At 68.6% G+C, this 20,644-nt stretch carries 17 protein-coding genes; 3 read left to right on the top strand and 14 right to left on the bottom strand.

Going from position 1 to position 20,644, the window contains the following annotated elements; genetic code table 11:
- Positions 1-232: 232 nt before the first annotated feature.
- Positions 233-1,129: a zinc-binding dehydrogenase gene (locus UCD39_RS05745; protein ID WP_330495098.1), complete on the bottom strand. Its 897-nt coding sequence runs from the start codon at positions 1,127-1,129 to the stop codon at positions 233-235.
- The gene (locus tag UCD39_RS05740; protein ID WP_330495097.1) at positions 1,113-2,828 is read right to left on the bottom strand and encodes an alpha/beta fold hydrolase; all 1,716 of its coding nucleotides are present in this window, start codon (positions 2,826-2,828) and stop codon (positions 1,113-1,115) included. The genes UCD39_RS05745 and UCD39_RS05740 overlap by 17 nt, the downstream gene beginning before the upstream one ends.
- 198 nt (positions 2,829-3,026) lie before the next feature.
- On the opposite strand from UCD39_RS05740, the gene UCD39_RS05735 reads away from it, so the two are divergent.
- Positions 3,027-5,168, top strand: a complete 2,142-nt coding sequence (locus tag UCD39_RS05735) for a TonB-dependent receptor (RefSeq protein WP_330495096.1) — start codon at positions 3,027-3,029, stop codon at positions 5,166-5,168.
- A gap of 76 nt (positions 5,169-5,244) precedes the next feature.
- On the opposite strand, the gene UCD39_RS05730 is transcribed toward UCD39_RS05735, so the two are convergent.
- From UCD39_RS05730 to UCD39_RS05680, 11 genes are all read right to left on the bottom strand, one after another.
- On the bottom strand, positions 5,245-6,756 hold the full coding sequence (locus UCD39_RS05730; protein WP_330495095.1) for an aldehyde dehydrogenase family protein: 1,512 nt from the start codon (positions 6,754-6,756) through the stop codon (positions 5,245-5,247).
- A gap of 78 nt (positions 6,757-6,834) precedes the next feature.
- Positions 6,835-7,743, bottom strand: coding sequence for a polysaccharide deacetylase family protein (locus UCD39_RS05725; RefSeq protein WP_330495094.1), 909 nt, complete (start codon positions 7,741-7,743; stop codon positions 6,835-6,837).
- A gap of 3 nt (positions 7,744-7,746) precedes the next feature.
- Complete coding sequence (locus UCD39_RS05720) at positions 7,747-8,505, bottom strand: maleate cis-trans isomerase family protein (protein WP_330495093.1); 759 nt, start codon at positions 8,503-8,505, stop codon at positions 7,747-7,749.
- Positions 8,506-8,545: 40 nt separating this feature from the next.
- Positions 8,546-9,739: an FAD-dependent oxidoreductase gene (locus UCD39_RS05715; RefSeq protein WP_330495092.1), complete on the bottom strand. Its 1,194-nt coding sequence runs from the start codon at positions 9,737-9,739 to the stop codon at positions 8,546-8,548.
- Between the two features lie 67 nt (positions 9,740-9,806).
- Positions 9,807-10,250 carry a c-type cytochrome gene (locus UCD39_RS05710; protein ID WP_330495091.1) on the bottom strand — a complete coding sequence of 148 codons (444 nt, stop codon included), beginning with the start codon at positions 10,248-10,250 and terminating at the stop codon, positions 9,807-9,809.
- Positions 10,251-10,429: 179 nt separating this feature from the next.
- Positions 10,430-11,221 (bottom strand): IclR family transcriptional regulator domain-containing protein, encoded by a 792-nt coding sequence (locus UCD39_RS05705; RefSeq protein ID WP_330495090.1) that lies wholly within the window; start codon positions 11,219-11,221, stop codon positions 10,430-10,432.
- Positions 11,222-11,312: 91 nt separating this feature from the next.
- Positions 11,313-12,926, bottom strand: coding sequence for an FAD-binding oxidoreductase (locus UCD39_RS05700; protein WP_330495089.1), 1,614 nt, complete (start codon positions 12,924-12,926; stop codon positions 11,313-11,315).
- Positions 12,927-13,016: 90 nt separating this feature from the next.
- Entirely contained in the window at positions 13,017-14,267 is a 1,251-nt protein-coding gene (locus tag UCD39_RS05695) for an MFS transporter (protein WP_330495088.1), read from the bottom strand.
- Between the two features lie 51 nt (positions 14,268-14,318).
- Positions 14,319-14,885, bottom strand: coding sequence for an MFS transporter (locus UCD39_RS05690; RefSeq protein ID WP_330495087.1), 567 nt, complete (start codon positions 14,883-14,885; stop codon positions 14,319-14,321).
- Positions 14,855-15,667, bottom strand: coding sequence for an MFS transporter (locus UCD39_RS05685; protein ID WP_330495086.1), 813 nt, complete (start codon positions 15,665-15,667; stop codon positions 14,855-14,857). The genes UCD39_RS05690 and UCD39_RS05685 overlap by 31 nt, the downstream gene beginning before the upstream one ends.
- A gap of 139 nt (positions 15,668-15,806) precedes the next feature.
- On the bottom strand, positions 15,807-16,817 hold the full coding sequence (locus tag UCD39_RS05680) for a DUF1838 family protein (RefSeq protein ID WP_330495085.1): 1,011 nt from the start codon (positions 16,815-16,817) through the stop codon (positions 15,807-15,809).
- A 211-nt stretch (positions 16,818-17,028) separates the two neighbouring features.
- Here UCD39_RS05680 and UCD39_RS05675 point away from each other — a divergent pair, with 211 nt between their 5' ends.
- The gene (locus UCD39_RS05675; RefSeq protein WP_330495084.1) at positions 17,029-18,270 is read left to right on the top strand and encodes a class I SAM-dependent methyltransferase; all 1,242 of its coding nucleotides are present in this window, start codon (positions 17,029-17,031) and stop codon (positions 18,268-18,270) included.
- Entirely contained in the window at positions 18,270-18,626 is a 357-nt protein-coding gene (locus UCD39_RS05670) for a hypothetical protein (RefSeq protein ID WP_145729131.1), read from the top strand. Before UCD39_RS05675 ends, UCD39_RS05670 begins: the two co-directional genes overlap by 1 nt.
- A 59-nt stretch (positions 18,627-18,685) precedes the next feature.
- Here the strand turns inward: UCD39_RS05670 and UCD39_RS05665 are convergent, their stop codons facing one another.
- Entirely contained in the window at positions 18,686-20,284 is a 1,599-nt protein-coding gene (locus UCD39_RS05665) for a methyl-accepting chemotaxis protein (protein WP_330495083.1), read from the bottom strand.
- Positions 20,285-20,644 lie beyond the last annotated feature (360 nt).

Raw genomic sequence — 20,644 nt, 5'->3', positions numbered from 1 at the left:
GGCCCATTTGTGAGTCTATTGATATATGTTTAGATCTTTTTGCAAAGCTCTTTTTTGCCTTGAGAACGATGCGGGCAACTATGGTCACGGGGGCGTGGCGCCGGCGCCACGCCCCGCCATCCTCACGGCGCGTCGGGGGCGACGCGGACCAGGGATTTCCCCCGGTTCAGGCCGCGCATCAGCGCCTCGAACTGGGCCGGCGCGCGCGCCAATCCGTCCACCACATCCTCGATCACGCGCAGGCGCCCGTCCTCGACCCAAGGAACGGCCAGGTCCAGCCATTCCCCCCACCGGGGTAGAAGTCATAAACCACCAGGCCCAGGACATGGGCCCGCTTGGCGATGACGGGGATTAGGGGCACCTGCGGCGCCGGGCCGCCGTGGTAGTGTTCCACCAGGCCGCACAGCACCAGCCGGGCGCCGACCTGGATATGGGACAGGGCGGTCGCCAACTGCGTGGCGCCCACGTTCTCGAAATGCACGGTGGAGCCCGCCCCCAGGGCGTCGGCATAGGCGGTGACCCAATCGGGGGCGTGATAATCGATGCAGGCGTCGAAACCATAGACGTCACGGACCAGGGCGCACTTTTCCGGCCCGCCAGCCACGCCGACGGTGCGGGCGCCCAGCAGGCGCGCGATCTGCCCCGCCGTTCCGCCCACCGGCCCGGCGGCGGCGTTGACGCTGAAGACATCGCCGGCCCGCACCTGCGCCAGCTGGGTCACGCCCGCCCAGGCCGTCAGCCCCGGCATACCCAACACCCCCAGATGGGCCGACGGCCGGGTGACCTTGACCAGGCGCCGCGCCTGGGTGGCCGGCAACAGGCCATGGTCCGCCCAGCCCACCTCCCCCGCCACCAGATCACCAGGCTTGAAGTCGGGATGGACGGACCGCAAGACCTCCGCCACGCACTCACCGGGCAGCGACTCCCCAGGCAAGGGGGCCGGCAGGCCCACGTGCCGCCCGCGCAGACGGGAGCCGATATAAGGATCGAAGGACAAGTACAGCACGCGCACCAGCAGTTCCGCCCCCGGTTCGGGATCCGGCAGGGCGCGCTCCCGGATCTCGAAGTCGGCGGCAATGGGCAAGGCCCCCACCGGACGGCGCAAGACCACCTCAAGACGTCGCATCATTGACCCTTTCAAAATAGTCCAGGTACAGGCCGGCCCGAGCCTCTGGCGACGCCGGACGGGGACCGACCGTGCCCCGGGGCAGGACCGCCGCCGCCCCGGTGGACCAGCCCTGGCGGGGGTCGCCGGGATCGGCGCAGAGCAGCACCGGATGGCCGACCTGGGGGAGTAAAGGGCGAACGTCGCGGCTAACCGCCACGTGGACAGCGTCACCGTAACGGGCGGGTTGCGCCATCACGTCCAGGAGCAACGACCGCAGCCGATCGACCGACATGTCGGGGGTGCGCCCCCGGATCGCCGAGGCCGCCCCGTCATACCAGGGGAACTGCGCCTCCCGGTCGCGCAGCAGGTGCCAGACCTCCTGCCAGTGGGCCCCCGATGCGGACAGGACCAGGGGTGGGCAATAGCGGCGCGCCATATCGGCCCGCAGCGTGTCGTCGGGCAGCATCACGCCGTCCAGGACGGCGGCGCCGACACAGCCGGGATGGGCCGCCATGACGGCCAGGGCGATGGGGGTCGCCATGCCCTCCGCCACCAGGTCGACCGGCCCGATGGCCAGGGCCCGCAAAAGCTCGGCCAACGTCTCGGCATAGGCGGCCAGGCTGGCCACAGGCAGGGCATCGGATTGTCCGCACCCCGGCAGGTCGGGGGCCAGCACCAAGCGACGCTTCCCCAACGCCCGCAGCAAGGGCGTGTCCGCCGCCGCCCCGCCAGGCGGGTCATGCAGGACCAGCACCGGCCGCGCGTCGCCGGGCTGCCCGAAACGGTACAGTCGGACCTGACCATGGGGCAGGTCGACGTAAAGGCGCCCCGCCGGCGGGTCCGCCGCCCCTGCAGCCGGGGGCGGCTGGTAGGGCTGGGCGCCCGCCCCGGCCGTCAGATGATCGCCAATCGCCGCCAGCCACGCTGCGCGGTCGGCGGGCAGGCGCTCTATCCGGCAGTGCGGCGGCAAAAGGTCCAGGCAGGGGAACAGGACATCATCGGCGCGAGCGGCATAGACCACCGGCGCCGTCACCCGCGCGACATTGTCCAGCGGGTTGTGCCGCATGGCGGCGCGATAGGCGTCGGCGTAACGGGGCCCGGCCCTGAAATAGTCCAGGCAATAGGCCTGCATCTCCTCCATCGACGGCATGTCGATGGGCATGCGGGTCGATGGATCGGCCGCGAACCAGGGGAACCATCGCACCGTGTCCTTGACGCGGGTCCACTCCCGCGCCAGCCAGGCGCCCTCGGCATCCATATCGAACGGCCTCATGTACCGGCCAATGAAACCCGCATCCGGTTCGCCCGTCGGGATGGAAAGGCCGTCCAGCACGGCGACGCCCACGCGCGCCGGCCAACGCACCGCGAAGTCCAGCAGGATTTTGGAACTGGTGTGACAGGCGTAAAAGGCGGCGCGCCCGATGCCCAGGGCCGCCAGCGTCCGCTCCAGCGCCAGGGCGAAGTCGGCGATGATAGGCTCCCGCCCCGCCATCCCGGGCGCCAAAGTCAAGGGGTCGGACCCGCCATAGCCGGGCGTGTCCAGGGCGAAGACGGTGAACCGGTCGGACAAGGTCCCCAGCAACGGCAGGTGCAGCAGCGAGGAGCGCGGGGAATCGTGCAGCAGCACGACCGGTGGGCCCTCGCCCGCGCGGCGGTAATGCACCGTGCCCATCGCCGTCTGGACGTACCCCTTCGCGATCCGCGCGCGCCCGTCGCCCATCCCCTGCCGCCACCCGCTGTCCCACATTGAGCCGATATGATATGTAGATATATCAATCGGTCAATTATTGTTTCACATGGACGGTGGCCGGATACGGGCGTGAATGGTCGGCCTGCGGATAATTCCCATGACGGCCATTCCCCTTGGGGTAAGAGGGTGCTGCTGTCTAAAAAGCCGATAAAAAACAGGAGGCAGGGCATGACTGGGGATTATAGGCGCCATCCATCCCGCTTGGCGATCGTGGCGATGCTGACCGTGAACGCGCCGGCCTGGGCCGCCGACGCGCCCGCCAGCGACGACCAGCTGGAGGACATCACCATCACCGCGCAGCGGGTGGGCCAGCGATTGCAGGACGTGCCGGTGGCGGTGACCGCCCTGACCGGCGCCGCCCTGGACCGCATGGGCATCACCACCGCCAGCGACCTGGGCCGTATCGCGCCCAACGTGAACTTCACCAGCGGCAGCGGCGGCTCCACGCAATTGCGGCCCTATATCCGTGGCGGCGGCGTCAGCGACGGCGGCAACGTCACGTCCGAATCCGCCGTGGGCATCTATGTGGACGACGTCTACCGCGCGCGCCTGTCGGGTGCCGTCATGGACTTCCTGGAACTGGACCGGGTGGAGGTGCTGCGCGGGCCCCAGGGTGTGCTGTACGGCCGCAACTCCTCCGCCGGTGCGGTCAAGCTGGTCACCCGCGCGCCCGACCCCACCCCGTCCGGCTTTGTCGAGGGCGGCTTCGGCACCTGGAACGAGCGCCGGCTGAAGGGCTATGCCACCGACGCCATCAGCGATAACGGGGATTGGAGCGCGTCGCTGAATGGCCTGGCGCGGGGCCGCGACGGCGGCCGGCAGTACGACGCGACCCTGAAGAAGGATGTGGGCGCCGAGGAGTTCCAGGGCCTGCAGGCCGACGTCGCCTATGCCGGCGCCAGCCCGTTCCACGGCCGTTTCACCGCCTTTTACACCAACCTGGATTCCGACGGGCAGTACGCGGTTCCGACCAACCCCTACGCCAACGGCGTGGAAAGCCAGATCAGCACGCTGTCGGGGTCCTACAACACCACGCTGTCCCCCTACCCCTCGTACACCCATACCCGCCAGTACGGCACGACGGTCAATGTCGGTGCCGATTATGACGGCGGCACCGTCACCTCCATCACCGGTTATTCCCACCTGACCAACAACTGGGCGCAGGACTTTTCCGGCGGGGTGCCGGCCTCCGCCCTGGGCCTGACGACGGGCGGCTATCTCGCCCTCTACATCCGGGACAGCACCTCCACCCAGCATCAGGTCAGCCAGGAATTGCAGGCGGCGGGCAAGGCGTTCGGCGGCTTCCTCGACTATGTCGGCGGCATCTACTACTTCACGGAATCGACCCGCCAGGACATCCTGCAATCCATCTTCCTGACGCCCTCGCCCCAGGGCTACGCCGTCGACACCGACAGTTACGCCGCCTTCGGCCAGGTGACGGCCAACCTGACCGACCGCCTGGCCGTGATCGCCGGCGGCCGCTACACCATGGACCAGAAGCATCTGTCCGCCTACTACGGCACGGCCGGCATCCAGCGCGACGATACCTTCGTGCGCTTCACGCCCAAGACGGGCCTGACCTACAAGTTGACCCCGGACACGCTGGCCTACTTCACCTATAGCGAGGGCTTCAAGGCCGGCGGCTACAACGGGTTGGCCGGCAGCATCGCCCAGATCAACGCCCCCTTCCGGCCCGAGGTGACGGAGGCCAAGGAGGCGGGGCTGAAGACCGAGCTGTTCGACAACCGGGTCAAGGCCAACGTGGCCCTGTTCCAGAACGACGTCCACGACATCCAGCAGCTGTTCAACCTGGCCGACGGCACCTTCCTGGTGGACAACTTCGACGCCCGCATCCGGGGGCTGGAGGCGGAGGTGTCGTGGCGGGTGGTGTCCGGCCTGACCCTGTGGGGCAACGCCTCGTTCAACGATGGCACGTACACCCGGGGCGGCAGCGGCGCCACGGTCAACGTGCAGGGCAAGAAGGTGGTGAACCTGCCCGACACCCAGTTCAACGTCGGCGCCGACTATACGGTCAGCCTGGGCCGGGGCACCGTCAGCCTGGGCGCCGACGCCCTGTTCCGCAGCGACGTCTATTCGACCATCGACAACGGCGCCATCGGCCATGTGCCGGGGCAGAGCTTCCTGAACGCCTATGTCGGCTATGAATCCGGGGCGTGGACCTACCGGGTGTCCGGCAAGAATCTGCTGAACCAGAGCGGCTATGTCACGGGCTTCGGCTTCTCCGTCATCCAGCCGCGTTTCAACCTGGACCCCCGGACAGTGCTGGGAACGGTCCGTTACACCTTCTGATCCGGTTGGTTGATAAGGATGCGGCGTGGGCTTATGACCCACGCCGCAAACTCCAGATACGATGGAAGGGACGGGCTCAGACCACGGCGCAGACCGTCTTCCATTCCAGATAATTGTCCATCGCGGCCAGCCCGCTATCGCGGCCATAGCCCGACTGCTTCACGCCGCCGATGGGCAGGCTGGCATCGTACATGGAATGGGTATTGATCCACACGGTGCCGGCCTGAAGCCGCCGCGACAGGCGGTGGGCGTGGGACAGCGACTGGGTCCACACGCTGGCGGCCAGGCCATAGACGCTGTCGTTGGCGGCGGCCACGACGGCATCGACGTCGGTGTAGCGCTGCACCACCAGCACCGGCCCGAACACCTCTTCCCGCACGATGTCCATGGCGGGGTCGACCTTGGCGATGACGGTCGGCTCGATGAAGGTGCCGGCGGGGCCCAGGCGCTCGCCGCCCGCCACCACCGCCGCGCCGGCGGCGCGCGCCCCGCCGATCAGGCCGGCCACCCGCTCCGCCTGGCGGGCCGACACCAGGGGACCCATCTGCGTCTCCGGGTTCAGGCCATGGCCCAGGCGCAGGGCGCCCGCCTGCGCCACCAGCCCTTCCAGCACGCGGTCGTAGATGTCGGCGTGGACATAGGCGCGGGACCCCGCGACGCACACCTGGCCACCGTTGAAGAAGATGGCGTTGGCGACCCCCGGGATCGCCAGGTCGAGGTCGGCATCGGGCAGGACGATGACGGGCGACTTGCCGCCCAGCTCCAGGGTCACCCGCTTCAGGTTGCCCTTGGAGGCGTCCAGGATGGCGCGGCCGGTGGCGGTGGACCCGGTGAAGGCCACTTTGTCCACGTCCCCATGGGCCGCCAGCGCGGCGCCGGCGGTGGCCCCCCGGCCGGTGACGATGTTCAGCACACCGTCGGGCAGGCCCGCCTCCATCATCAACTGACCCAGGCGCAGGGCGGTCAGCGACGTGTCCTCCGCCGGTTTCAGCACCACGGTGCAGCCGGCGGCCAGGGCCGGGGCCAGCTTCATCGCCGTCAGCACCAGGGGGGAGTTCCAGGGCACGATGGCCGCCACCACCCCCACCGGCTCCCGCAGGGTCCAGGCCTGGACCAGCTTGCCCGCCGGCTGGTAGGTCACTGACGGGCTGATGGTCCGCCCCTCGATGCTTAGGGCCTGACCGGCGTAATACCGGAATTGGGCCACAGCACCGGGGATTTCGGCCCAGCGGCCGACATACAACGGCTTGCCTTGGTCCAGCGTCTCCAGCTCCGCCAGCTCATCGATATGGGCCTCCAGCACATCGGCCACCCGCCAGAGGATGGCGGCGCGCTGCGCCGGCACCAGACCCGCCCAGGCGGGGAAGGCGGCGCGGGCGGCGACGACCGCGGCATCCACATCCGCCGGGCCGGCGTCCGGAACATGGGCCAGCACCTGCCCCGTGGCCGGGTCCGTCGACGGGATGGACTGGCCGCCCGCCGCCTGCACCCAGCGCCCGCCGATGAGCATGGCACCCACCGCGGGCGTCGACAGCACCGCGCGCGCGGCCTCGGTCGCCGGCGCCACCGCCGGAAGCAACTCCACCATTTCTGCCTCCTTGTTCTTCACTGCCGGGTTCTTGCCCGCTGGGTTCTTCACTGCTGGGTGCTGGTGCGTCGGGCGCGATCAGCCCGGCATGTGGCCGGCGCTGTTTTCCAGGTACCAGCGGGCCAATTCCTCCCGCGTGGGCCACCAGACGCCGTCCAGCCCCTTGGCGAACTGCAGGAACTCCCTCAGCGCGCGGATGCGATAGGCGCGGCCCGAGACGTGGGGATGCAGCCCGACATTCATCAACCGGGCGGTCTTCGCCCCCTCGGCATGCAGGGTCGACAGTTCCTCGATCAGGACGTCGCGGAAGGCGTCCGTGCTGAGGCCCCGGCGGGTCAGCAGGGTGAAGTCGTTGATCTCATTGGAATAGGGCACCGAGACCAGGGGGCCCGCGGCGGTGTCCAGCCGGTAGGGCTGGTCATCATTCATGATGTCGCAATAGAACAGGAAGCCCTGTTCCGCCAGGATGCTGGCGGTGTTGAGCGTGCCGCGCAGCGACGACGACAGCCACCCCAGCGGGCGCCGCCCCACATACCGCTCATAGGTGTCGATGGTGCGCAGGATCACGTCCCGTTCCTTCGCCGGGTCCTTGGCGAAGTTGGTCAGCAGTTCCCCCTGCTCGTAATTGTGCGCCAGCAGTTCCCAGCCGCGCTCCAGGCAGGCGTCGGTCATGGCCCGGCGCCGCTCGAACGTCACGGCGTTGGTGGTGCAGCTGGCCTTGACGCCCATCTCGTCGAACAGGTCATAGAGGCGCCAGATGCCCACCCGCTGCCCATATTCACGCCAGGTGAAGTTGGGGAAGTCGGGCGTGTCGCCGGGCAGCACGTCGGGCAGGATAGCGGGGCCGCCGGCGTAATAGGGGCGGTCCGTGTCCTTGGTCAGGTCCCAGGTTTCCAGGTTGAACGTCAGGATCAGGGCGACGCGCTTGCCCTCGGGCAGGCGCAGGGGCCCGCGTGCCGGCATGGGCACATAATCGTACCGGAGCATGGATCAGAACTCCTCCAGCAGGCGACCGAAGCCGTAGACCTTGTCCTGGATGCCGTTGGCGCGCAGGGCGTGCCAGTAGGTGGCGGTGTTGATGGCGATGACGGGCTTGCCCAGCCACATCTCCGCCGCCGCGGCCAGACGGACCATGGACAGGTTGGTTCCGACCTGCAGGATGGCGTCGACGTCGTCGCCGTCCAGCTGGTGCAGCGCCTGGCGCAGGGTGGGGGTGTCCACCTTGGCGATGGACGTCCAGGACGGGCAGCGCAGGGGGATGTCGCGCACGGTCTCATAGCCGTAGTCGGACAGGAAGTTGCGCACCTGGGCGTTGGCCACCGGGTAGTAAGGCGACACGAAGGCGACGCGCTTCACCCCGCCATAGGCGGCGATGGCCGCGGCCAGGGATTCCGACCCGGTGGACAGATCGACCCCAGCGACCTCGTGGATTTGGCGGCGGAACTTGGCCGCCCCCTCCGCCCCGCCATAGAAGGTGATGGCCGACATGCCCATGACCAGGTAATGCGGATTGCAGGTCATGACCGAGCGCACCGCCTCCACCGTGTTGTCGGCGATCTGCTGCGTGCCGGCCAGGAAGGTCTCATCGCTGATGGCCTGGGCGTCCGGCACGACGATGCGGCTGTAATGGTTGGTGACGCCCGCCGGCCGCATGTCGTCATAATCGGGCTGCACACTGGTGTTGGTGCTGGGGCCCAGCACACCGAAAAGGCGGCGCCAGCCGCGGCTGTCCTTGGCGTCAGTCTGCATGATCGGGAATCCTTTTCAGCACGTCGCGCGGGGGCGACGGTCAAGCGATGGCTTCGGCGTCGCGCAGGCTCTGGAACATGGCCTGGCGCAACAGGAACTGGCGGCGCAGCTCCGGATCGGCCCGGGTGCGCAGCAACTCTTCGCGGCGGCGGTCCTGGCCGGCGGCCAGGCCCTGCTTCATCATTTCCATGGTCTGGATGGTCTGGGCCTGGATGAAGCTGCGCGCGGCCCCCCGGCGCTGCCGGTCGAACTGATCCAGCGAGGCCTCGTCCTCGGTGCCATTGATAATGCGCACCAGGCGCTGGCACAGGTTGAAGGCGTCATGGATGCCGCTGTTCATGCCGAAGCCGCCCAGCGGGTTGTTCAGGTGCGCGCTGTCGCCCACCAGCATGGCGCGGCCCTGGCGGAAGCGCTCGGCCACGCGCTGGTGCATGCGGTAGATGGTGCGGTGCTGGGTGGGCACGCCGGTCTTGCCGATCAGGTGCTTGAACACCCGGTCACGGTTGGCGTCGGACACCAGCTCGCTGTCCGAGGAGTCGGGGTCGGCCGGCAGCAGGATGCGCCAGACGGACGGCACGCGCAGCAGCACCAGCCATTCCGCAGGATCGGCGACGTAGTTCACGTACGCCAGGTTGGGCAGGTAATCCTCCAGCGGCTCCGTCGTCGACAGGCAGAGGAATTTCTCGGGATAGGTGAAACCCTCGAACCCCACGCCCAGCCACTTGCGCACGGTCGAGCCGGCGCCGTCCGCGCCGATCAGCCAGTCCGCGCGCACCCGCTCGATGGCGAAGGGGGTTTCCACCACCAGATCCACGCCGGTTTCATCCTGCGCCACACTCACCAGCCGGTGGCCGAAACGCACGCTGGCCTTGGGGTGCTGGTCCAGGCGTTCGGCCAGCGCGCGCGCCAGGTGGTACTGTTCGCATTGCAGGCGGAAGGGATAGCGGGTGATGTCCTGCAACTCGCCCAGGTCGAAGTCGATGACGTCGCCCGTACCCCGGTCCCGGTAATGGTAGACGGGCGCCTTCAGCCCCCGTTCCAACAGGAAGGGCGTGATGCCCAGGGTGTCCAGCATCTCCAGCGTCGGGGGATGGAAGGTGGAGGCACGCAAATCCAGGGCGCAATCGGCACCCGCCTCCAGCACCAGGACGTCGATGCCCTGCTGCGCCAGGAAATAGGCCGCCACCGTGCCCACCGGGCCGGCGCCGGCGATCACCACCTGCGTTCTGATCATCAGGATCAACCTTTGAAACCGGGGCCGTCGAGCGCGGCCGCCATGGGGAAACCGGGTAGGGGGATGGTCAGCGGGTCGCTTCCCGCAGCCAGGCGATCAGGGCGTCGCGGTCAGCCTTGTCGGGCAGGCCCATGAAGGCCATGGTCGTGCCGCTGACCAGGCCGCTGGGCCGCGTCAGCCAGGCGTCCAGCGCCTTTTCGTCCCAGACGATGCCGCTGTCGCGCAGCGCCTTGGAGTAGTTGAAGCCCGGCTCCTGCCCCGCCTTGCGGCCGAACAGGCCGTGCAGGTTGGGGCCCACCTTGTGGGGCTTGCCGGCCGCGAACTCATGGCAGGTGCGGCAGCGGATGGAGAGCTTCTCGCCCTTTTCGGTCGCACCCTTGTCAGCCGCCGCCTGGGCCAGCGCGCCGCCGGCGGGCAGGAGCATGCCCAGGGCCAGGGCGGCGGGGATTGCCAGCCGGGCGGCGACATGACGGACGGTGCGACCACCAGCGGGATTCCCAGCGGAATTCAAGGATGCCTCCACAGTCAGCGCTCTTCTTATCGGGCGGGGAAACGAGCGCGCGGGGGGTGTGGGCGCCGTCGTCAGCCCCGGTGTTGATGGCCCAAGTGTGGCCGCTAAGGACACGGCCGGTCGACACGCCAGCCCGGGTTTGACCACCCTGCGGATAAATTCGGGCCCGTGACTGCCGGTCAGGCGCCGGCGGCGCGTTTGCGGCCGGCCGCCGGGTGCAACTCCGCACCAATGGCCTGGGCGGTGGCCTTCAGATCTGCCAGGTAGCGGTCCAACGCGGCCCCCACGTCCATCGACGCCGCGAAAAAGATCAGGGTCATGGCCGCCTTGAACTGGTCCCCCAGGAAGATCGGCACCGCGATGGAGGAGGTCTTGCCCGGCGTCAGGTTGTGGTGGTTGAGGTCCTGGACCGCGTACCCCTGCCGCCGGATGCGCGCCACATCCACCAGGGTGGCGGCGGCGCGCAGATAGGCCGGGGCCACGGCACCCGCCGCCTCCATCCACGCCAGCAGCGCCTGCCGCTCCTCATCCGGCGCATGGGCCAGGGACAGCTTGCCCGACGCGCTTTCCAGCAGCGGCACGGTGAAGCCGGGGTAGTAGTGGTCGAAGGTCAAGGGCGTCTTCGCATGGGTGCTGTCGCGCAGCACCATCGCCGCGCCGACGCGCATGGCGATGGAAACCGGCCAGCCCACGCGCCGCGTCAGGGCCAGGATGTGGGGCCGCGCCACCTCCACCAACCGGTCGTCCTGCTGGAAGCCATAGGCCAGGCTTTGGACCAGGGCGGTGGGCCGGTATTGCTTGCGGTCGGGCTCCTGCTCCACCAACCCTTCGAAAATCAGGGTCTGCACCAGGCGGCAAGTGGTGGGATAGGGCAGGCCCGCGGCGCGGGCGATGTCCATCATGGTCAGGGAGCCGTGGCGGTTGATGGCCTTCAGCACCGCGATGGCGCGGCTGATGGCGCGGATGGGCACGCCCCTGTCGGTGCCCCCCTCCGCGCGCCCCTCTGCGCCTGCGCGATCCTCCCGCCCGTCCGCCTTCCCGTATGGCCGCCCCGCCGCCATGTCAGAGCCCCAGGGCGCCGGGGTTGACCAAGCCCGCCGGATCGGCCCAGCGCTTGACGGAGCGCAGCAGCTCGTCGGCGGCCGGGTCGCGGTCGGCCGCCAGGGGATAGAGGCGGCCGACCTGAAGATGCGCGGCGCCGTGGCGGTGGAACAGGTCGACGATGTCGGCCTTCAGCGCCTCCACCAGGGCCGTGCCTTCCGGGTTGGCGGGATAGCGCGCCAGGCTGGCGGCGGCGGACGGTTCCAGCATGCGGTCGTGGAAGGCGGCGCGCGCCTCCTCCCAATAAATGGCGATCTCATACAGGAAGGCGTTGGTGGACACGGTGCTGAACATGGCGGCCACCAGCACCTTGTGCCGCGTCATCGCCTCGGCCCGCGCGGCGTACAACCCCTCCAGCGCGATGCGGAAATCGCCAACCCTGCTGAACGGCAGGATGCCGTGGACGGGCACCCACCGTTCCCCCTTGGGACCCAGGATGTGGTTCAGCGGGGGGAAGGGATAGGCCCGGACCACCGTGGGCATGGAGTTCTCTATCTCCCGCCCGAAGGGTGCCACGGCGGCGCGCACCCGGCGCAGCAGGGAGCGTTCCTCATCCCGGTCGGCGGCGTCCACGGTGTAGTGGGCGGAATAGTTCACGTCCTTGAGGAAGCCACGGCCGGCGAAGGCGATCTTGGCCATCTGCCACAGCGCCTCCACCGGCCCCCGGCCCGCCTTGCCCACGGCCAGCAGCATCTTGAGGTCGGACTTCAAGTCGCCCATGCCCAGGCGCTGGTTCTGCAGGAAAGGGTCCAGCCCGAAGCCCTCGGACGCGACGCCCTCGCGCGCCACCGCCGCCATGCCGGCCAGCAGGCCCTGGAAATCCTGGAAGCCGAAGGACAGGCCGGTGGCGATGGGCCGGCGCTTGACCAGGCGGAAGGCCGCTGCGGTCTTGATGCCCAAGGCCCCGGCGTCGCCGCCGAACAAGCCCGTCAGGTCAGGACCGAAGTGGCGGAAGAAGGGGGCCGCCGCGCCGTGCCCCCAGCTGCCGGTGCGCACCAGGCGCCCATCGGCCAGCGCCACCTCCAATCCCACCAGGCTGTCGACGGCGGTGCCGTAAAGCCCGGTGCCGTAGGTGACGGCGTTCTGGGAAATCGAACCGCCGACGGTGGCGCGGATGCCGGAGAACGGGCCCCAGAACGGGGTGCGCAGGCCGTGCGGCGCCAGCGCGGCGTCCAGCGCCGCCCAAGTCACACCCGCCTCGGCCACGACATACATGTCGTGCGGGTTTATCTCGATGACTTGGTCCAGCGCGCCGGTATCCACCAGCACGGCACCCGCCGTGGGCGCCAGGTAGCCGCCGGAATAGGACATGCCGCCGCCACGCGGCACGACGGCCACGCCGGCGGTGGTCAGCATGCCCAAGGCTTGGGCCAGTGCGGGGCGGCTGGCGGGGCGCACCACTGCCCGCAGGGATGCCCCGGCGGCATAAACGTCCTGGCCATGGAAGGCCAGGGTTTCCCCATCGGTCAGGACGGCGTCCTCCCCCAGCAGCCGGCGCAGGTCGCGGATCAGGGAGTCGTCAGCCGGACCGGGGGCAGCGGAAACATCAATCGGGGTCTGCAGGGACTGGGTCATGGCGCGGGTGCCGTCCTTCAAGGCGGGGCCGAAATCTGAGGCCCCAACAATGCCAGCGCCGGCCCGCCCCGCCTTGCGCCGACGACCCGACTATCCGGCCTGTGGACAAACGGCCGCCGGGGCGACCTTGGGCACGGGGCCCAGCGTGCCCAGAGCCGCGGCGCCGACCAGGAAACCGGCCGCGCAGGCGCCCAAGCCGGCGCCATATCCACCGGTCATGTCATAGAGGCGCCCGATGCCCATGGGCCCCAGGCCGGCCCCCAAGGCGAAGAATCCCAATTGCCAGCCATAGATCTCGCCATAACTGCGCAGGCCGAAATAGCGGCTGACCAGGAAGGCGACCAGATCGACCTCGGCCCCGGCGGCGAAACCGATCAGCAGGACCGCCGGCAGCACCAGCGCGGCATTGGCCCCCGGCATGGTGGCGCCCGACAGCGCCAGCAGCGCGCAGCCCAGGGCGGCGGCGGCCATGACGGCGGCCGCGACCGCCGGCGGGTGCAGGCGGTCGACCAGGCCGCCCACGCCCAGGCGGCCGACGATGATGGCCATGCCCAGCAGGCTGGCGTACCAGACGGCCGTGGCGCGCTCGACACCGGCGCCGGACAGCATGGGCACCAGGTGCACGATCAGGCTGGCGACGGCGAAGGAGGCGAACAGCAGGCCGACACCCAAGCCCCAGAACTGCCGGGTGCGACGCGCCTCCGGCAGGGTCAGGCTGGGGCGTTCCGGCATCGCCGGGGCCGACGCTGCGACAGCGCTGGTGCCCGTAGCCTCACGGAAGAACAGGCCCACGACGGCCAGCCCCAGCCCCGCCACCAGCGCCGCCTGCCCCAGATAGGCGACGCGCCAGCCGTGGGTGGTCACCAGCCACTGGGTGAAGGGCGGCGCCAGGATGCCGCAGACGCCGGTGCCCGTCAGCGTCAGGCCCAGCGCCAGGCCCCGGGAGCGGTCGAAGCTGGCGTTGACCGCCCGCGTCCACACAATGGGCAGCGTGCCCGCCCCCAGCACCATGGCGCACCCGAACGCCAGGTAGAAGCTGGTGAGCGAGGGGCCGATATGGCTGAGCCCGACGAGGCCCAGCGCCAGCAGGAACAGCGACACCATGCCCACGCGGCGGCCACCCAGGCGGTCGACCAGGCGGCCGATGACGGGCCCCAGCAGGATGGTGGTGGTGGTGGTCAGCAGGGTGGCGCCGGAAATGGCGGTGCGGGACCAGCCGAATTCCTGGGACAGGGGCCCGATGAAAATGCCCAGGGTGTAGAAGGTCAGGCCGGTGATGCCCAGCCCGACGCCGGTGGCCGCCGCCAAGACCAGCCGCCACCCCTTGCGGAATTCCTCCATCGCCCCCGTTCCCCTGACTGAAATCACCCGATAGTCCCCCGGCCGCTTGCTTCAGGCCCGGCCGAACCGCCAGTACAGCAAAGCTGAGGACACGTTCAACAGGGCGGGAACCACGCCGAAGGCCAGCATGACCCCGGTGAGGGCCACGTCGGTCTGCGGCTGGCCAGCCACGGCCCGCGCGGCGTCGAAGCCGAAGCCCGACAGCACTAGGCCGACCAGCAGCGTGCCGCCCAGCGCGAATCCCACCTTGTCCACCGCGATCCAGGCGGCGGAATAAAGCCCGGCATGGGCCTGATCGTCGCCCGCGATGTCGCTCATCATGGAAAAGCCCAACAGGGTCCAGCCGGAATTGAAGATGGCGGCGACGAAGGAGAAGGCGTAGGCCACCACCGTCCCGGCGCCGGCGCTCATGGACCAGCCCAGGTAGGCCACGCCATAGCCGGCGGCGGCAAGGATATAGACCGGCTTCTTGCCGATGCGGCGGGCAAGGGCGACCCAGGCCGGCTGGGCCGCGACGATGCCGGCGCAGGCGATGATCACCAGACCGCCGATCAGCTGGAAAGCGTCCGTCCGCGCCATGTTGTAGGTCAGGAAATACAGCATCGAGGCGTAGGCCATGCCGGACCCGGCCAGTTGCAACAGGTTGGCCAGCAGCAGGACGGAAAAACGGGGGCGGCCAGCGTCGCCACCACCTCCCGCGCGGTCAGGTGACGGTGGGCAGGCAGGGGGTTGGTAGCCACCGGCGCCTGGCGCCGGGCGCGGCCGGACCCGAAATAGGCCAGCACCAGCGCAAGGGGGCAGACCACCGCCAGGAACCGGGACATGCCCTCATACGCCGGCTGGCCCCCGCCCAGGCTTTGCACCAGGTAGGGGGCCAAGGCGCCGCCGACCAGCACGCCGATGGCGGTGAAGACTAGACGCCAGGCCATCAGCACCGTCCGCTGGTGCGGGTCGCTGGACAGCTCGCCGGCGATGGCGAGATAGGGAACGGAGAAGCAGGCGAACACGGCCATGTACAGGCTGAAGGCGCCCGCCACATAGGCGACACGGGCCGTCACCGGCAGGTCCGGCACATGGAACAGCAGGATCAGGGCCACCGGCGCGCCCAGCGCCCCGACCAGCAGCCAGCCCCGGCGCGCGAAGCGATGCTTCCACCGATCCGACAGGATGCCGACCAGCAGGTCGCAGCCCACGCCCCAGACCAGCTTGGGCACGAAGATGGCGGCACCCGCCAGCGCCGGCTCGATGCCCAGGACATTGGTCATGAAGAACATCAGCAGCAGCGACGGCACGTCGCGGAAGACCTGGCCGGCGATCTGCCCCACGCCATAGCCCGCCTGGGCCAAGAGGCCCAGGCGCCCGGGTGCTGCGGGCCCCTGTTCGGAAAGCGCGATGCTCATGACGGCGATGTTCCTTAACCGTGAGTGTTGGGGCGTTCGGTGTTCGGGCTGCCGGAAAGGCGAAGGGACGGCCCGCCGCCTGGCAAGGCCGTCCCCCGCAATGGCCACCAGGACCCCGCCAGCGGGCGGCTGGCGTGGGTCAGCGGCCCGGAAGGATACGCGGCGGCGGCGGGGCGGGCGGGGCCCAGCCCGCCGGCACGGGCGCCGGCGTCTGCTGATGGGCGTAGTTCTCCAGGCTGGACAGCGACGGGCCGTAGTCGCTGTCGGGGGCGCTCAACCACTTCGCGTCCATGGCGCGGGCCTTGGCGACCACATCGGCCGGCAATTGGTCGATGCTGGGCGCCGTGCCGAAGGTGCAGAAATAGCTGATGCAGCCGGCGGCCTGGCCCATCAGCATCCAGGGCAGCCAAGGCGTGATGCGCGACCAGGAACCGACAGCCGGCACATGGGTCATGGCCGGGTCTTCCAGATCCCGGCGCTTGACCACGTAATGGAACATCTCCGACACCCGGTTGAAGGCGCCCGAGGATTCACGCGGCCATTTGTCGGGCTGCAGGGCGGACGGGTAGAATAGGTGGATGTCGGTCGACAGATGCACCGTGCCGTCCGGCCCGTCGGTCCAGTTCATGAGGAACGGCCGCTTCGGCGGCTTTTCCTTGTTCAGGCCGCCATAGGACGGCGGTTCCGGCAGGAATTCGCTGATGGTGAAGTTGAAGGGATCGTTGGCGATGGGAACGACCCGCACATCCTCATTGGTGTAGGGGTTGTGCCAGGTGTCCATGAGCTGGCCGGTCTGGAGGTCGCGGTAGAAACCGATCTCCCGCAGCATGCGGCGCCAGCTACCGTCCGGCAGCTGCTGCGAGCGGACGACGCTGAAGCCGTCGACCTGGAACAGCGACCGCACCGCCTCATTGTCGCGCACGCCATAGACGGTGCCGCGGAACCAGCCGACCTTCTGCTTGGTCGGGTCGAGGTCCATGTCCAGGCGGGCATAGGCGTCGCGGTTCCACTTGGGATCCTTGAAATCGACGCGGGTGAGAAAGGCCGGGGCCGTCGCCCGCGCGGGGGCCGCCAGCCCCAGCACGCCGGCCGCCGCCGCCATCGTCGCCAAACCCAGGCTTTCGCGCCTGCTCAGTTCCGGACCACTCATGACTCCGGTATCTCCCCTGTTCCTGCCTGCTTTCGCCGGCCGGGACGCCCGCCCCGGCCTTGGATTACAGCGTGGCCCGGAATGGTTCGGCGTTGGAAGGTTCAGCCCAGGCTTCAACCATCAGGTGGACAAGGCCGGGGGGCCGCTTGGCCTAGCCCGGCGATCGCCCTTTCAATTCCCCCCGACGCACATCAGCGATGGGGGAGCGGCCATGCTCAACACCTTCCAGCAACTCACGCATCCGGTCTTGCCGACGCCCACGCACGACGAAGCGGCGCGGCAGGAATTCACCAAGAGCTTCAAGAACTTCATCCAGCAGAAGCTGCTGCCCGGCCTAACGCCGGTCTACCGCAACCGCGTGGTCCCGGCGTTTGAGCGCGCCCATGGCCGGCCTCCGGCCGACCGGCGTGACATCCGCAGCGCCATGGTGCGTGAGCTGTACTTCCAGCACTACGCCGCCGCCAACCGCATCGCCCAAGAGCTGCTGTGGGAATCCACCAACGTGACGGTGGACCGGCAGTTGCCGGAATTGAACGCCAAGGCCGCCGAGCTGTCCGCCAAGACCGCCGCCACGCTGGACATCCCCGCCGGCTTCGTGCCGCCGCGCTACGTCACGGCGGTGGACATCCACTGCATGCCGGGCGGCTACACCACGGAGGTGGCCAAGGACGACATTTCCGTGGGCGCCCTGTACGACCGGGGCGTCTATCTCTACGCCATGGGCTATATGGGCCCGCTGAACGATGACATGGGCCGCTCGGTCTGCAACTACCTGAAGCGCCGCATCCCAGACTTCAAGCCCAAGCGCATCCTGGACATGGGCTGCACCGTGGGCCACGCCACCCTGCCCTACAAGGAGCTGTTCCCCGACGCGGAGGTGTGGGGCATCGATGTCGGCGCGCCGGTCGTGCGCTATGCCCATGCCCGTGCCGCCGGCCTGGGGCTGGAGGTCAACTTCGCCCAGATGAACGCCGAGGAGACGCGCTTCCCCGACGGGCATTTCGACCTGGTGGTCAGCCACATCCTGTTGCACGAAACCAGCGCCAAGGCCATGCCGCGCATCTTCCAGGAATGCCATCGCCTGCTGGCGCCGGGCGGCTACATGATCCATGCCGACCTGCCGCCCTTCGACCTGATGGACCCCTTCACCCAGTTCATCCTGGACAACGAGACCTGGTACAACAATGAGCCGTTCTGGGGCGCGATGCGCGAGATGAACCAGTACGATCTGGCGGAGCGCGCGGGCTTTGACCGCGCCGAGGTGAAGTTCGACACCGCCCCCATGGCCGTCATGGAATTCGCCGCCCAGGCCGCCGCCGGCTATAGCGAGGAAGCCGCCACGGCCGTGGCCGACCGTGAATTCGCCGCCGGCGAATACGCCCCCGGCGGCGGGTGGGAGGTGCTGATCGCCCACAAGTCCGCCACCGCCGCCCTCAACAAGGATGCCGCCTGATGACCACGCCCCGCCCCCATGTCGTGAAGGACGCCAAGGGCAAGCGCCCGACCTTCTACGACGCGCCTGGCCTGGATCAAGCCATGTCCATGATCCTGGTGATGGCCAACGAAATCTCCGTGTTGCATGACCGGCTGGACAGCGCCGAGCGGGTCGCCAAGGCCCAGGGAATTGACCTGGCCGCCGGCATCGAGGCGCTGGTGCTGGACCAGCCGGCACTGGAGGCGCGCGAGGCCTGGCGGCAGGACTTCCTGGACCGGCTGTTCTACCTGCAACGGAAGGAAGCGGCGGAGGCGGCACAGGCCGACACCACCGAACGCTTCAACCGCACCATCGAGGAAATCGCCACACCCTGACGGCATGGGGTCCCCGCACGCGGAGGGCGGGGACCCTGCCTTTCAGGGATGGATGCGCCTTAGCCGGCGCGCACGGTGGCCAGGAAATCCTGCACCTGGGTGCGCAGGCGCTGGGAGTCGGTGGCGAGTTGGCTGGCCGACGCGAGCACCTGCTCCGCCGCGGCGCCGGTCATGCCCGCCGCCTCCGACACGCTGGTGATGGTCGCGCTGACCTCCTGCGTGCCCCGCGCCGCCTCCTGGACGTTGCGGGCGATTTCCTGGGTGGCGGCACCCTGTTCCTCGACCGCCGAGGAGATGGTGGTGGCGATGCCCTGCATCTGGTTGATGATGCCGGCGATTTCGCCGATGGCCGTGACGGTGCGGCGGGTTTCCTCCTGCACGGCGGCGATCTGCTGGCTGATGGCGTCCGTGGCGCGGGCGGTCTGGCCCGCCAGGCTCTTGACTTCACCGGCCACGACGGCGAAGCCCTTGCCGGCCTCACCGGCCCGCGCCGCCTCGATGGTGGCGTTCAGGGCCAGAAGGTTGGTCTGGGCGGCAATGTCGTTGATGAGCTGCGCGGCTTCGCCGATACGCTCCGCCGCGGAGGCCAGGCCCTGCACCAGATCGCCGCTGCGGGCGGCGCCATCGGTGGCGACATTGGAAATGCGGCTGGATTCGGCGACTTGCCGCGCGATCTCGTTGATGGAGGAGGACAGTTCCTCCGACGCGGCCGCCACGGTCTGCACATTGGCGGAGGCCTGCTCCGCCGCCACGGCCACGGTGGAGGCCTGCAGGGTCGATTCCCCGGCCGTCGCCGACATGCTCTGCGCGGTGCGTTGCAATTCCGCCGCGGTTTCGGAAACAGCGCGAACCACGTCCATCACCCTGGCCTCGAAGGCATCGGCCATGCCGTGCAGCGCCTGGCGCTGTTCCTCCGCCGCCCTGGCCTTCTGCGCCTCCTGCTCGGCGCGCAGGTGTTCGACCTCCAGCGCGTTGCTCTTGAAGACCTGGACGCTGCGCGCCATGGCCCCGATCTCATCCTTCCGGGCCTGGCCGGGCACCTCGGCCGCCAGGTCGTTGGCCGCCAGCCGGTCCATGACGCGGCGCAAGGCGCCGATGGGGGTCGTCAGGCCGGCGCGGCTGATCCAGAAGGCCAAACCCAGCGTGAAAAGGATGGAAAGGGCGGCGATGGACACCTGAACGCGTATCGCGCGCCGGGTGCCGGCTTTCAGGGCATCGGCGGACTCGGCGGCGAACTTCAGCAGGTCATTGTTGAAAACCGCGAAGTCGGTGATCGCCTTTTCCAGGGGCGGGCCGCATTCGGCCTTGAGCCGGGCCGCGGCGTCCATGTTTTCCTCCGCCGTCACCGCCTTTTTCGCGACGGCGATCGCGGGCTCACACCCAGCGAAACCAAGCTGTACTGCCTTGTCGACCGGGCCCAGCCGCTGCTCCCATTCCGGCAGGTTCTGGTGCACGCCGGCGATCAGGGCGCCGTATTGCTTCCTGGCGTCATCAACCTGGGCCAGCAGCCTGGCATTGCCCTCATCGGTCGTTTCGGTGGCCAGCTGGAAAGCGGCGGCGATAAAGACATTAACGAAACGGTTCGCCCGCACCGACATGGTGGCCGAGCGGTCTATGCGTGTGATCAGGTCGGCGTAAGAATCATCGACTTCCGTCATTCGCACGCTACTGGTAATCAGAAAAGCAATTAAGGCCAATGAAAATATTGTGACAATTATGTTTATTTTATATGCAACACGAATATTATCAAGAACCATCTCAATCCCCGACTTTTCTTGGATTATTTAGACGCAGCCGTACGGGAACCGCGCGTTCCTGCCAGCATGCGTTTGAGGGAAGAGGACAGGCTTGAAGGCGGCCAAAGCCGTGACAGCGGTGTCCCCAAGCGGGGACCATACGGCAGTATGGGCGTTTTCAACAATTAAAATTGCGTACTCAAACGCACAGGTTAGTCATAATTATTTTGAATGGCCCCATCAACAATATTCATCACTGAAGAGTTTACGTTGTATTTGACC

Origin of the sequence: Nitrospirillum karajorum (assembly GCF_036348415.1) — a bacterium.
GTDB classification, from domain to species: domain Bacteria; phylum Pseudomonadota; class Alphaproteobacteria; order Azospirillales; family Azospirillaceae; genus Nitrospirillum; species Nitrospirillum amazonense_B.
This window is presented reverse-complemented; position numbering and strand designations above follow the sequence as displayed.